A 12,889-nucleotide genomic window follows, 5' to 3' on the forward strand; every position below is an offset into this window, starting at 1 on the left:
ACGTTTCATTTTTCACCTGCTGGGTTAAATTTTCAGACAGGTACTTACTATACATTTTATCCTTAAAAATTAATATATTAATTTTATATCAAATGCTTTTTTATTGCATTAGCTTCACGGATTCAGGTATTAATAGATTTATCTTCAATCCCTATATATAAATCACCACCATCTGAGTTTGCAAAAGCAACAAAAGTTTCCTGAAGTTTATTAGGTTTGATTCTTCTGCTTTTCACATCATTGAAATGATCTTCTGAGAGGTCTAAAAGATGGCTTGCTTCTTTTTTGGTGATTTTAATTACTTCCATTTCATCAATCCTAGTTGAATATAGTGTGCATTATACAGAAGTTGAAGGTATCTGAAAGGTGAGGAAGTTAACAGGATATTAAACAGGCAAACATGGAAATATTTAACTATATTGAATGTAAAGTAAAGAGGAAACAGCAGTTGACAGGATGAAATGTACTCATTTTGGTATCACACCCCAAGATCAAACCGCGTAGCCATGGGGGGGTACAGGTCGGGACTGCGGGTTCGAACTTCAGAGAAAAGGCACAAAAAAACCGGGCAACGCATTACATACGCACCCGACAAAAAAAAAACCAAAAAGGTTTCCAATAAGATAATTAAATGGGTTTTGCATGTCAAGTTTTTTTTCACCATACTTCCTACAAAGAACAATAAAAAATATGTGATTTGGTATCACAGGCCAAAATCAAACCCCGTAGCCATGCGGGTTACCGGTCGAGGTTGCAGGTTCGAATCACACAACCCACCGGGCACGCATTCCTCACGCACCCGGCAAAAAATCACCCCCTGCTCCCCCCGGAGCAGGCTCACTCACTCCTCATCATCCTCATGCCTCCTCCCCTTCTTCCGCTCACTGGCCCGAGTCCCACCGACCATATCATACTCTGAGGAGTCCTTCCCGAAAAGCCCCTTCACCACTGACCGGGACCGGACAATATAATCACTCACATCCTCGGCCAAGTCCCCTTTCTCGTTCACCAGGCGTGTTTTGTCGGCGTTCAGGGCGTCTATCTCACCGACCTTGGCTTCCAGCGCACCAATTTTTGTTGCCATCACGTCAGCGGAGATAGCATCCGGCAGCCCGTCTCCTATTTTCTCCAACGCCTCTTTGACCTGATGAGCCTCTTTGAGCAATTTGGGCACACTTCCAGTTAACATCATGACCTCCTTTTGTTCTGCGCACAGGCCCGAGGAAACTATCAGGCCGTGCTTTTTTAATCAGTCATCCTGCTTTTTCAAACAGGCCCTCTCCGTGCAAAGAAAGGACCATTACTTTTTTAAAAACATGAAGCGCGAGGAAAGACAGGAGAGCTGCTTTCTTTAACAGTACCTCTCCTTTTTTTCCACTGAGGCCTCAATAGTAAAAAAGGAGTGGCGCGAGGAAAGAAAGGACGACCACATTTTTAAAAAGTACCTCTCCATTCTTCACTCTGACACCTCCATAGAAAGATAGGGGCAATGCGAGGAAAGAAAGGGGCACCCCTTTTTTTAAAAGCACCGCTCCATTCTTTCCACTGAGGCCTTAATAGTAAAAAAGGAGTGGTGCGAGTAAAGAAAGAAACACCTCATTTTTAAAAAGTACCTCTCATGAATTTGTTCGCTCTGCTTTGCAGAAAGAACCTTCTTCTGATACCATAGAAATATCCTTTGCGCAATTGCGTAGATATACCCATTTTTTTATAGGTACTTTTACCTACACAGGTCGCAATCCTCCATCAGAAGGAGGATGCAGGGCATCTTGCCCTTTGGCTTCATGCAAAAAGAAAAAATATTTAAAGGCCGCCTACATGAAGGCCTTTCCCAAGGAAACCCGGATTACGCCGGAAGGAAAAGCTGTAGAGGTGGTTTGGTGTTGAATGTACAAATTTGGGATTATATGTTCAGCTCGCTCACACGCTGCCAGGGAATAACTGTCACCCCGCTGCGCTCATAGCCTTCTTCGCCGCCATAGCAGAGGCAGGGATACTCGGCATCCTGCCCGGCAAGTTGCAGCCATTTATGCAGACCTGTGAAGGCATCCTCTTTGAGAGTCCAGCCAGCTTTAATCTCAACCGGGCATAAACCGGTGCTCCGCTCAATAATTACGTCCACCTCATTGCCGGTATTGTCCCGCCAGAAATAAAGATTGGCTTCAAATCCTTGATTATATTTTTTCTTGATCAGTTCGGTAATCACCCAGTTTTCAAAAAGCGAACCACGGGAGGCATGGATGGAAAGCTGATCAATATCATGGATGCCCAGCAGCCGGGCCGCAAATCCAGGATCATAAAAATAGAGCTTCGGTGTTTTGACCAGCCTTTTATTATAATTACGATAATGCGGCTGAAGCAGAAACACCAGGTAGCTGGCCTCAAGCACGGAAATCCATGATTTTGCCGTGTTATGGGTGATTCCGCAGTCGCTCGCCAGGCTGCTCAGATTAACCAGTTGACCGATCCGGGCGGCGCACATCCGTATAAATCGCTGAAAGGTGTTCAGATCCTTAATATTGACCATCTGCCGAACATCCTGCTCAACATAGGTCTTGCATATAGCTTTTATACCAGAGGGCGGGGGTCAGTTTCCTGTCGTACAGGGGTGGGTACAGTCCCTTGAGCAGGAGATCATCGATAGTGGCCGGAGCGCATTGTGCGTTCTGTACTTCATGGAGGGAAAAAGGAAGGAGTTCGAGCAAACCAGCTCGACCGGCCAGACTCTGGGTGATACCGGACATAAGACCGAATTGCTGCGACCCTGTAAGGATAAACTGGCCTGGCTGACGGTCGGCATCAACCCTGGCCTGCAAATAGGCCAGAATTTCCGGGCAGCGTTGCACCTCATCCAGGATGGCTCCCTGGGGAAAACGGGCCAGGAAACGCTTTGGATCCTCATCGGCAAATTCCCGCTCATCCGGGTTTTCCAGTGAGACGTATTTTTTTTCGGGAAAAACCTGTTGCACCAATGTGGTCTTGCCTGATTGACGGGGGCCAGTCACCACAACGACATAATAGCCCTGCGCCATTTCCAGCAGAATGTCTTGCGCATCTCGTGATATCATGTTCCGAGCATATAATATTTTTACGAATTGTCAATGCAATTTACAATCTGTAAAAGTTGGTGCCTGACACACCATACCCCAATGCCATGCCCCAATGCGGCTTGTTAACCAGCCCAGGGTACACCCTGGGCAAAGCTTACACCGTATGAACAGTAGAAATCACCGCTGTAGCAATAAGGCCGCTACCAACAAAGATGGCACAGCCGATAAAGACCGCAGCCCCTGCTGCAACGTAGCGAGGTCCGGCAGTAGCCATGTAGCGCAGGCTGATGACCATCCCTGATGCGCCGATTCCTACCATAGCCACTGAGACCACCAGAATAATCTTCTGGAGTGAACTCAGATTATCAAGGGTTTCATGTCGCGACATTGTTCATCCCTCTTCTTTTCTCTGACCTGAAAGGTCTGTTCCTCAACCTGGAGGCCAGTTCAGGCTACGGCCACCAATGACGTGCATGTGGATGTGAAAAACCGTTTGGCCCGCCTCTGCACCGTTATTAAGGACCAGACGAAATTGCTCAAGCCCTTCTTCCTTGGCAATATGGTTGCCGATCCGCATCATCTTGCCGATAACCTTATCGTCTTCCTCAGTCACCCCGGAAGGGCCACTGATATGCTTTTTTGGGATAACAAGAAAATGGACCGGGGCAACCGGGGCAATGTCCCGAAATGCCAAAACCTCATCATCTTCATAGAGTTTATCCGCAGGGATATCCCCCCGGATGATTTTACAGAAAAGACAGTCTTCAGCCATAGCTTCCTCCTCTTTTGTTAACGTATGATTATTTTTTTGTTTTCCTACCCGGTCTTGTCTTGCTGGCATGGGGGAGAAACTGGAACACCAGAGTGTCTTTACCCAGTCGGATATCCACCGGTTCCAGTTGAACAAAAAACGGCGTGTTCCCTAATGATCCTGCCAGCGGAGCCCATGTATCCAGAGGCAGGGCATATTCCTTACTCAGGTTATCCAGCAGGGGACCCAGTGAGGCTGCTGCAGGATCGTGATTTCGGGCTTGTTTATAAAATGTCGGCTTGAGAAAAAGGGTCTTGCGTTGTTTGTCATAACGGAGGGCAATATCGCAGCTGACCGGCAGAACCATTTCACCCAGTTGGATTTGAATGGTTTGGCCGCCAACATCGGCATTGACCGTCATATTCTTGCCGCTGAGTTGGCCCTGTACCGCAATGACATTCTTTTTTAAGCGAAGTTGACTGATAGAATCCACGACAAATTGACCCTGAAAGTTGTGATTCTTTTTCTGTGGCTCAATAGGGAGTGGCAGGAGTTTATTCAGGTTCTGGTGCAGGGTTGCTATGGGCACGGTCAGAGAAAGCGGTGGTGTTTTTTCCGCATAACTGGGGCGGATAGCTCCTGTTATCCCTATGATGAGGGTGCATAGGCAAAGAGTCAGCAGGGTGATGTATCGACAAAGGTGAGCGTTAAGCATGTGTTCAACCCAAAAAAATGTTTTATCCAGAGATACTGGTCCCTCCTGAGAGGTTCCTGATCAAGGTTTGTGTTTTGCTTATCCTACTACGTTTTTCCCAGAGTGCAACCAACCAATTTGCGTTGACAAGAAAGGTGCTGTTGGCAAAAATTGACCTTGCAGGAAAATAATGCTATTGTCAACGGGTAGCTGAACATCTGTAATAAAGGAGGTGGCATGGCAGCAGCACAGGTAGATGTGAAACTCACCGTGAAGTCCGAGTGTTTTCTCAGCGGGGCACCGGAAGAGCTTCGGGCCGCTATTCGAGGTCAGCTTACTGTGGATAATCCAAAGTATCAGGCAGCACAGCGTTACTCCCGTTGGGTGGGCACCCAGATCAAACCGAAACTCTATTTTTATCGCGAAAAAGGGGAGACGCTTATCTTTCCCCGGGGGTTCGGCAATCGTGCCGTATTGCTCTGTCGTCGTTTGCTCGGTGTTGATCCGGTGCTTATTGATCAGCGAAGAAAGGTAGCCCCTGTTCAGTACGATTTTACCGGGGAGCTACGTCCTTACCAGCAGGAGGCTGTTCAGGCCTTATGCAAGCACTCCTTTGGGGTGCTGGAGGCTGGCACTGGTTCCGGCAAGACAGTGATGGCCTTAAAGGTAATTGCGGAGCGCAGGCAACCCACCATTATTTTGGTACATTCACGGGAGCTTTTAGAACAATGGATAGATAGGATCGCAACCTTTCTGAACATGCGGGCCGGGCAGGCAGGAGGTGGGCGCTATGATCCCCGGCCTGTGACTGTGGCCATTGTCAATACAGCACGTAATCGCCTGGATGACCTGATGCCCCGTTTTGGTCATCTCATTGTTGATGAATGTCATCGGGTTCCATCCACCATGTTCACCGAGGTGGTGAGCGGCTTTGATACTTTCTATATGCTGGGGCTTTCTGCCACTGCCTTTCGGCGTGAAGTGGGGATGACCCGGTTGATCTACAGCTATATGGGGGATCGGATCCATGCAGTGGACCCTGAAGTGCTGACAGAAACAGGCGCTGTGGTCCGGCCAGATCTTATTCAGCAGGAGACTGCTTTTTTTGCCCCTTATACCGGGGAATATTCCAAGCTGATCAAGGCCCTGACCCTGGACCAGGAACGGAACAGATTGATTATTTATGATGTGAAGGAGAGAGTTCAGCAAGATAAGGGAAGCATGGTGCTCTTGGTCTCGGACCGGGTGGCCCATTGTCAGGAGCTGATGACCGGTCTCCAACAGTATGGGATTGTTGCTGAAATGCTTACTGGTAGTATTTCGTTGGCTGCTCGTTCAGCAATTGTCCAGCAGGTGCAAAAGGGAGAGGTTCAGGTGTTGCTGTCCACCTTACAGCTGATCAGCGAAGGCTTTGATTGTCCTGGTCTGTCCACTTTGGTGTTGGCAACCCCAATCCGTTTTGAAGGGCGCCTTCTCCAGGTGGTTGGGAGGATTATGCGGCCAGCAGAGGGCAAGAAGGCCCTGGTTATAGATTATGTTGATAGTAAGATCGGGGTGCTGCATCGCTCCGGCCTTGCCCGTGCTGAGATGTTTGAGCGTTGGCAGTAGGGGCGACCGGCCGGTCGCCCCTACGGAAGCACGCCGTTCATCACATATCCGAGCATGCTGTTGGTCGGATCGAATGCACGCATTTGGTCGGCACGAATGCATGCATTTGATTGGACCGAATGCCTGCATTTAATCAAACGCTGACACTCGTCAGGATCAAATGCTGACACCAGTCAGAATCAAACGATGACCATGCTGTTGACCGGAATAAAAGCGGGAAGTCCGGTTCGCAGCGGGGACTGTCCTGCTCCCTGCTCTCCGGGACCGTACGGCAAACATCTATTGCGTATATCATCCTGTCAAGATATACTTATGTTCTCCTGCGTTGGCTGTATACCTATGTTCTTGCGCCCCTGAAGACGGTGCAACGGTTTCTCCGGAGAGATGCTCCCGGTTTCTTTATCTTACTGAACAGACAGACTCATGACAGAACTTCTCAGTCCACTGCGATGCAGTAATACGGAAAAACGCCGCAAAAAAGCGGAAACCGTTGTCAATGTTGGCCTGTTTGCCAACACCATTCTTGCCCTGGTCAAGGTCATTGCCGGGATTGTCTGGCATAGTCAGGCCCTGCTGGCTGACGGGATTAATTCAATCTCTGACGTGATCTATTTTATCGCGGTCAAGATCTTTGTCCGGCTTTCAGGAAAACCCGCCGACTCAAACCATCCCTATGGCCATCATCAGCTGGAGAGCATTGCAGCCCTGGTTATCGGTGCCTTTGTCATCACTACAGGTACAGCCATCTTTTGGGATTCCATTGATTCTGCCTTTAAGCTGTTTACTGGCAAAGAGCCTTCCTACCCCATAGGGCAGTTTGCCCTGTATGTGGCACTGGCAACCATCTTCGTCAAGATACTGCTCATGGTACAGGCAAGCAGGGTTGGGCGAGAGACAGGAAACTTGGCTATTAAGGCTCTGGCACGGGATCATTTGAATGATATTTTTGCCTCAGCCGCAGCTGCTCTTGGGATTCAGTTGAGTCAATTAGGTGCTTCCTGGGTGGACCCTGTTGCAGGGGCTGTTGTGGCGGTCATTATGGCAAAAACAGGCTTTGACATCCTTCGTGAGGCATCATCTGATTTGATGGATAATGTACCCAGTGAGGAACTAGCCCGTGAAATCTATGGATTGCTTGAGGATGTGACTGAGGTAGAGGCGATTGAAGATATTCATGCCCATCGTTTTGGTCCTTATCTTGTTGTGAACCTGGTCATCTGTCTTGACGGTGACTTAACGGTCTGGAAAGGAAATGAGATTGCTGACAGGGTTGAAAGCAAGCTGCTTACCGGGATTGAAATGCTCCGTAAAGTCTATGTGCATTATCATCCTTCTAAAAAACTTAAAGAAGGTGATGACGAGCAAAGCTGTTTACACCCTATAGGAGATGCATTATAAGGAAAGTTGTATCTGTTGCACCTTACTGTTGCGTCTGTCCATCATTTAACGAATAAAGGGAGAATTTTATGTTCAAGACCTTGGGAAGGATCCCCTGGATTTTTGTCCCCATCATTTATCTGGTGGCGATCCATGAGCTGAATATTTCCGTGGAAGGTCCATCCGGCTACACCTTTATTGGAGTGGCTGTGGCAGTGCTGTTTGTCGAGTTTATCAAATCAGGGGATATCGGAGTGGTGTCCTTTCTGCTTGATACCACCTTTTCGGTTCTTGCCGTGATTGCCTCAACAGCACTGCTCACCTATATGGTTTTCGCCCTGAATGAGCCTCTGACCTTTTTTCATTGGTTTGGTTATGCCATTGTTATTGGCGATGCCCTGTTCAGCCCGGCCAATGCCTTTCGTACAGCTTTACGGAATTTTGGGGTTGCTGGTCAGTAGAGAGAACAGGGCGGATAGGACAAACAGGGCGAACACACAGGTTCGCCCCTGCATTACTCGCAATAAGGGCAAAGTATTTATTTTTGAATCAATTACTTGCCATGCATTTGTTTGGCGTAGTTGGTAAAATCAATGGGGACATTGGGGTTTGACTTGCTATAACCCCTCCCTTTAATATCATGAGCTGCGGTTATTGTTCGTACGTAGTTGCCGCTGGGCTTATCATATACTTTTATAACGCTTTGATTATCAGAATTGGCGATTCCTTCATGGGTATTCAACGACATAATCAGGGTTGCCTTATGGATTGTCGCAGATGCGGGAATAGAACTCATATCTGCATAAAATGATCCCGATCCCCTTGTTTTTTTGATCAGCAGAGAACCAGATTGCGAACTGGTAAAGGTGCCGCTGCTGTGTTTGACCACAAGTCGTGCTGAGTTAAACCATATACCGCAGCTGGCGCAGGGCATGACGGTCTGCTGAAAAACCAGGCTGAATGTACCTGTACCCGCAGCACTGGTGGCTTGAGGTGCTGCCTCAGCTGTGGCTGCAACAACTTTTTTACCCTCAGCTTGTTGAGGCGTAGCCTCGGATGTGTTGTCTGCAATAACTGACTCCAGAACTTCTTTAAGCTCTCCTGATGTGGTTGCATGGGCGGGGAGAGAGCCGAACTCTATAATTGGTGTTGTCCATTTGTTGGGGAGGACACTACAGCCAGCTAATGCAGCACTACCAACAGCAAGTTTTCGGAGGACGGTTCTTCTACTTATATTTTTTTCCTGGTTAATGGGTTGCGGGCTCGGGGCGTTTTTATCAGTATTGGAAGATTGTGTTTCGTTAAGGGGCATCGTTACTATAAACCTCATCTTTACCCTGTTGTTGAGCAGGGTGAAAAGTTGTCACGGAAATATACGCTGTTGTCAAGTAAGGCAAATGAGTAATGGAGACGTAACTACTCATCCTCTGGTACATCTTACGGAATTTATCCGGGCAACGCAAGGTGAATTGGCATGCGTGTTTTTTTTCTGGTAGCTGGGCTCTTTTGGGCTGTTGTAAATGCACATCATCCAAGGGAACACCAGGCTGGTGATTGACTTCATACACAAGCATGCATTGAATGCAAGGGTAGGGTATTTCTGCCAAAGGTGGGCTGGTCCCTATTTTTGCTATTTTTGATGGGGTGCGTCCCTATAGATCGCTTTTTTTATTTTGCCTTCAGGGTGTATGATGATATAAAGAACCCATGATGCAGGATGAATACATTTGAATACATACCTGAGAGGTATACCATGAAGGCAACAACAATTCGTATGGAAGATGCTGTTCTGGAGCGTGTGGATTCTCTGGCAAAAGCTCTAAACAGGTCACGCACCTGGGTTGTCAATCAGGCTGTTCAGCGTTTTCTCGGTTATGAGGAATGGTTTATTCATGAAGTGAAATCTGGAATCCGGGAAGCTGAAAACGGCGACCTCGCATCAGACAAAGAGGTGGCGGAACGCCAGCTATTCCCGACCCAAAACACCTTAACATCTTGTAATGGTTAAAAAAGGTAAAAAATAGATTGCGAAAGCTTTTTGCAAAATACTGATCTCGTAAGAAAAGATCGAAAACGGCTAATTTCTTAAAATCAGTATGACAGAAATGTCTTTCGTAAACTTTTTCCAGTCTTGTTTTCATTATTTCAGCTTGTTAAGTTCATTCAAACCGGGAATCGCTGGCGGAACGCTTTGCCCGGTGGGGTGCGGATGCGGATAAGATGGACAAACAAGGCACTTGATAATCTGGATGCCGCTGTGGAGTTCATTGCCGCAGACAATCCCGGAGCAGCGCAAAAGGTTGCCCGGACAATTCAGCAATCTGTACAGCTGCTTGCGGAACAGCTTGGAATCGGCAGGCCAGGACGGTTTGCGGGCACAATACGGAAGCCTTGTAATGTTGCTTGGGAGGAAAAAGCATGAAGCCGGTTCAGCAATGGGGAAACAACTCACCGTATGCCCATCACTTTTTGCATCAGGTGAGGAAAGAGGTTCGTCGTTTACTTCCTGATGCGAAAGTCATTCTACACGGTTCTCGTGTTCGCAATGAAGCCCGCCATGACTCTGACTGGGATTTTTTGATTATCGCTGATCATCCGTTGGAAAAAGAGATGATAGCAAAGCTGAAGGACAGTCTGTATGATGTTGAATTGGAAAATGATGAGGTGGTGAGTAGCATTATACGGAGCCGTCAGGAGTGGTCTTCGCCTGAATACGATGCGTTACCCTTTAAAAAAGCAGTGGAGAAAGAGGGGATAGAGCTGTGAACTACAAGGAAGATATAGTTCGCTACCGGCTTGAACGCGCTGAAGAAACCTATCAGGAAGCTCTGTTGATGCAGCGTGAGAAGCACTGGAACACCTGCGCCAACAAGGCTGTATTATGCCTGTTTTTATGCTGTCAGTGCTTTACTGCAACAGCATGAATTTTTATTGGTGTTCGTCCGGACACGAGTTTTTCAGCATTTTACCGCAGATTCAACATCAACTGTAAGTCTCAGCCCTATACTGTGCAGAATGGATGTAAGACTCTTGAGGTTCGGGTTCCCTTTGGTTGAAAAATTTTTGTACAGGTTCTCCCGGTTGAGATTCGCACTGCGGGCAATTTCGGAAATACCCTTTGCGTCCGCAATATCTTTCAGGGCCATGAGGAACATTTCCTGTGAGCCATCTTCAAGAGCAGCATTAAGATATTCCGCAGCTTCAACAGGGTCAGCAAGATCTTCATGCAGCCCTTGTTTGTATGATGCAGTATTTTTTTTCATGTTGTCCTCCGCTGATATTCGACCCAGTATTTATGAGCTTTCCTGATATCCTTTGCCTGACTTTGTTTTGTCCCGCCGCAGAGAAGAAGTACCACGACCGCACCGCTTTTTCCGAAGTACATCCGGTAACCGGGGCCGTAATCAATCCTCAGTTCGCTGACACCCTGCCCGACAGATTCGAAAAATATTTTTTCCGTCATCGCTAACATACCCAAGTAGTTAGACTTTTGACATATCCATATACTATATGGTAGTTTAAAAACTACAACCGGACAAGCTTTTTCTTCTTCCTGTATCGACATCAGAAAATAGCTACTATGGTCTGACCCCTTTTGTTATCGCCTCCGTTTTACCCGCTGTATCGGAGGCAGGGAATTAAATCCCAGCTGTTTTCCTTCCTCCTGACAACGCCCGCAACACAGCTTTCGGTTCCTTTGCCACAACATTCAGCAGTACACGGGCCGGGCCTTGCGGGGTACGGTCGCCCCGTTCCCAATGACGGAGCGTCCCAAGACTGATACCAAATGCAGAAGCGAATTCCGTCTGGGTCATTCCTATATGTTGACGAACCGCCTTCACATCCGGCGGTGCAACCTCATGCACAACAGCCTTTATCGGTTTTCCTTTTGCGAAATCAATAGATTCACGCAGTCCCTGCTGAATACTTTCAAATGCGCTGCTCATTTTACGCCCCCTCTTTCTTTACGGTTTCCATATGTAGCCAGCAGTTCTTCGGTTAATTTGGCCAGCATGTTCCGCTCCGCTTTACTGATGTTGGTCTTTTCCGATTTTCCGAATAAGGTCAGCAGAAACAGCGGGTATTGCTCACTGTGAAAATAGTAGATGACTCGGACACCGCCGCTTTTCCCAGAGCCTTCACGTTTCCAGCGTAGTTTTCGGATGCCGCCTGTGCCCTGCACAAGTACACCCGCTTTCGGATTGGTCGCAAGATATTGAATCAGGTCTTTCTGCTCAGCATCACACAGCAATTTTTCCGCACGACGGATGAATTCCGGGAGTTCGACTACTGTGTTCATAGGGATATTGTAATCCAATGGATTACTCTTGGCAAGAGGGGAGGTGTCTTGGCGTAAAAAAGGTTGGAGAGAGAAAAGCGGCTTTATGTCGATTTCCCCCCCCCTTGGTTACCGATATAAAGCCTGTTCTATCGCAGCTCTTGAGCTTCCAGAAAAAATTGAATATACTGAGGATAAATGAGCACGTCCGACCTTGTTAATTTTTAAGGAGAAGGAGAAAATATTATGGGGACGGTAAATACAAAGAACAGAATTCTGAACACCATTAATGCAATGCCGTTGGAGAAACTTGACGCAGTGCTTGCTTTTCTGGAGGATTTACAGAGGAGCAGTGAAGACGAAACCGCCATGCTGATGAGTGATCCCGGTTTCGTAAGAGATTACCAGGAGGCGAAAGAAGATATTCGCACCGGCAACACTGTGAGTTTGAAATCGATTCGCCGTGATGTATGAAATAGAGCTTTCCAAAAAGGCTGCCAAGTTCTATCGCAAGGCGGATACTGCAACGGCTCGTCGTTTGAACGCCGCCTTTGATCGACTGGCTGAAGATCCCTTGCGGCATTACAGTATCAAGCCGCTCAGCGGGCATCTTCAAGGCAGTTATCGTATGCGGATCGGTAACATCCGAGTCATCTATTCCGTTGATGCTGCTGTCAGAATAGTCTCTATTGAGGTGATCGGATTTCGTGGTGATGTGTACAAAAAATAGCCGATCAGGGTAGGGTGCGTACCGCTTTTCTGCTATCTTTGAAGTAGCCACCGTGATACATCGCAACAGAAGAAAAATAAATCCGTCCCCTTTTACCCGAAATTGATCGTTCCCGAATGCCATACCCTTTCGGTTTTTTCAATAACTTCCCTTAAACGTGGTCTGTCCCTTATTTAATGCAGGATGTCCAGGATAAGTTCTTTGTCATACATACCGGGCATCCCTTTCAATACGTTTTTTTAAATATGGATTCATATTATTTCGATTGCGGATCAGCAATTCCCGGACACGACAACGATATACGCCTGTTGAGCATTTTTGCTCTCTCTGGAGAGACTCAGGCGTTCTTCCCTATAGCAATGTGACTATTTTCCTGGCCGTCCAGCTAACTTTCTCTTCA

18 protein-coding genes and 2 pseudogenes are annotated in these 12,889 nt (G+C 47.4%); 9 read left to right on the forward strand and 11 right to left on the reverse strand.

The features are described 5' to 3' along the window. Positions 1-134: 134 nt before the first annotated feature. The 6 genes and pseudogenes from L2082_RS15140 to L2082_RS15165 form a co-directional block, all read right to left on the reverse strand. A pseudogene (locus tag L2082_RS15140) lies at positions 135-308 on the reverse strand (AlbA family DNA-binding domain-containing protein); the annotation flags it as partial. A 533-nt stretch (positions 309-841) separates the two neighbouring features. Then, on the reverse strand, positions 842-1,192 hold the full coding sequence (locus L2082_RS15145) for a hypothetical protein (protein WP_446011925.1): 351 nt from the start codon (positions 1,190-1,192) through the stop codon (positions 842-844). A 711-nt stretch (positions 1,193-1,903) separates the two neighbouring features. Then, positions 1,904-3,068: pseudogene (locus tag L2082_RS15150) on the reverse strand (ATP-binding protein). A 136-nt stretch (positions 3,069-3,204) separates the two neighbouring features. Further along, entirely contained in the window at positions 3,205-3,438 is a 234-nt protein-coding gene (locus L2082_RS15155; protein ID WP_446009435.1) for a hypothetical protein, read from the reverse strand. 42 nt (positions 3,439-3,480) lie between these two features. Beyond that, positions 3,481-3,822, reverse strand: a complete 342-nt coding sequence (locus L2082_RS15160; protein WP_446009436.1) for a histidine triad nucleotide-binding protein — start codon at positions 3,820-3,822, stop codon at positions 3,481-3,483. Positions 3,823-3,850: 28 nt separating this feature from the next. Then, positions 3,851-4,516 carry a hypothetical protein gene (locus tag L2082_RS15165; RefSeq protein ID WP_446009437.1) on the reverse strand — a complete coding sequence of 222 codons (666 nt, stop codon included), beginning with the start codon at positions 4,514-4,516 and terminating at the stop codon, positions 3,851-3,853. A 216-nt stretch (positions 4,517-4,732) separates the two neighbouring features. Here L2082_RS15165 and L2082_RS15170 point away from each other — a divergent pair, with 216 nt between their 5' ends. From L2082_RS15170 to L2082_RS15180, 3 genes are all read left to right on the forward strand, one after another. Then, positions 4,733-6,103, forward strand: a complete 1,371-nt coding sequence (locus tag L2082_RS15170; protein ID WP_446009438.1) for a DEAD/DEAH box helicase — start codon at positions 4,733-4,735, stop codon at positions 6,101-6,103. Positions 6,104-6,526: 423 nt separating this feature from the next. Continuing rightward, the gene (locus L2082_RS15175; RefSeq protein ID WP_446009439.1) at positions 6,527-7,501 is read left to right on the forward strand and encodes a cation diffusion facilitator family transporter; all 975 of its coding nucleotides are present in this window, start codon (positions 6,527-6,529) and stop codon (positions 7,499-7,501) included. A 68-nt stretch (positions 7,502-7,569) separates the two neighbouring features. Further along, positions 7,570-7,941, forward strand: a complete 372-nt coding sequence (locus L2082_RS15180) for a hypothetical protein (protein ID WP_446009440.1) — start codon at positions 7,570-7,572, stop codon at positions 7,939-7,941. Positions 7,942-8,033: 92 nt separating this feature from the next. On the opposite strand, the gene L2082_RS15185 is transcribed toward L2082_RS15180, so the two are convergent. Further along, positions 8,034-8,792 (reverse strand): hypothetical protein, encoded by a 759-nt coding sequence (locus L2082_RS15185; protein ID WP_446009441.1) that lies wholly within the window; start codon positions 8,790-8,792, stop codon positions 8,034-8,036. Positions 8,793-9,233: 441 nt separating this feature from the next. On the opposite strand from L2082_RS15185, the gene L2082_RS15190 reads away from it, so the two are divergent. The 4 genes from L2082_RS15190 (at position 9,234) to L2082_RS15205 (ending at position 10,404) form a co-directional block, all read left to right on the forward strand. After that, positions 9,234-9,488, forward strand: coding sequence for a CopG family ribbon-helix-helix protein (locus L2082_RS15190; protein ID WP_446009442.1), 255 nt, complete (start codon positions 9,234-9,236; stop codon positions 9,486-9,488). 201 nt (positions 9,489-9,689) lie between these two features. Continuing rightward, the gene (locus L2082_RS15195; RefSeq protein WP_446009443.1) at positions 9,690-9,902 is read left to right on the forward strand and encodes a type II toxin-antitoxin system RelE/ParE family toxin; all 213 of its coding nucleotides are present in this window, start codon (positions 9,690-9,692) and stop codon (positions 9,900-9,902) included. Beyond that, complete coding sequence (locus L2082_RS15200; protein WP_446009444.1) at positions 9,899-10,246, forward strand: nucleotidyltransferase domain-containing protein; 348 nt, start codon at positions 9,899-9,901, stop codon at positions 10,244-10,246. Before L2082_RS15195 ends, L2082_RS15200 begins: the two co-directional genes overlap by 4 nt. Then, positions 10,243-10,404, forward strand: coding sequence for a hypothetical protein (locus tag L2082_RS15205; protein WP_446009445.1), 162 nt, complete (start codon positions 10,243-10,245; stop codon positions 10,402-10,404). The genes L2082_RS15200 and L2082_RS15205 overlap by 4 nt, the downstream gene beginning before the upstream one ends. Positions 10,405-10,437: 33 nt before the next feature. Here the strand turns inward: L2082_RS15205 and L2082_RS15210 are convergent, their stop codons facing one another. The 4 genes from L2082_RS15210 to L2082_RS15225 form a co-directional block, all read right to left on the reverse strand. Then, positions 10,438-10,743: an addiction module antidote protein gene (locus tag L2082_RS15210; protein ID WP_446009446.1), complete on the reverse strand. Its 306-nt coding sequence runs from the start codon at positions 10,741-10,743 to the stop codon at positions 10,438-10,440. Then, positions 10,740-11,045 (reverse strand): type II toxin-antitoxin system RelE/ParE family toxin, encoded by a 306-nt coding sequence (locus tag L2082_RS15215; protein WP_446009447.1) that lies wholly within the window; start codon positions 11,043-11,045, stop codon positions 10,740-10,742. Before L2082_RS15215 ends, L2082_RS15210 begins: the two co-directional genes overlap by 4 nt. 73 nt (positions 11,046-11,118) lie before the next feature. After that, positions 11,119-11,427, reverse strand: coding sequence for a helix-turn-helix domain-containing protein (locus tag L2082_RS15220; RefSeq protein ID WP_446009448.1), 309 nt, complete (start codon positions 11,425-11,427; stop codon positions 11,119-11,121). After that, a complete protein-coding gene (locus L2082_RS15225; RefSeq protein ID WP_446009450.1) occupies positions 11,424-11,780 on the reverse strand; it encodes a type II toxin-antitoxin system RelE/ParE family toxin in 357 nt (118 codons plus the stop codon). The genes L2082_RS15220 and L2082_RS15225 overlap by 4 nt, the downstream gene beginning before the upstream one ends. A gap of 225 nt (positions 11,781-12,005) precedes the next feature. On the opposite strand from L2082_RS15225, the gene L2082_RS15230 reads away from it, so the two are divergent. Together L2082_RS15230 and L2082_RS15235 are read left to right on the forward strand one after the other, a co-directional pair. Continuing rightward, the gene (locus L2082_RS15230) at positions 12,006-12,233 is read left to right on the forward strand and encodes a hypothetical protein (RefSeq protein WP_446009449.1); all 228 of its coding nucleotides are present in this window, start codon (positions 12,006-12,008) and stop codon (positions 12,231-12,233) included. Further along, complete coding sequence (locus L2082_RS15235) at positions 12,226-12,489, forward strand: type II toxin-antitoxin system RelE family toxin (protein ID WP_446009451.1); 264 nt, start codon at positions 12,226-12,228, stop codon at positions 12,487-12,489. Before L2082_RS15230 ends, L2082_RS15235 begins: the two co-directional genes overlap by 8 nt. Positions 12,490-12,889 lie beyond the last annotated feature (400 nt).

Source organism: Candidatus Electrothrix sp., from assembly GCF_052785085.1.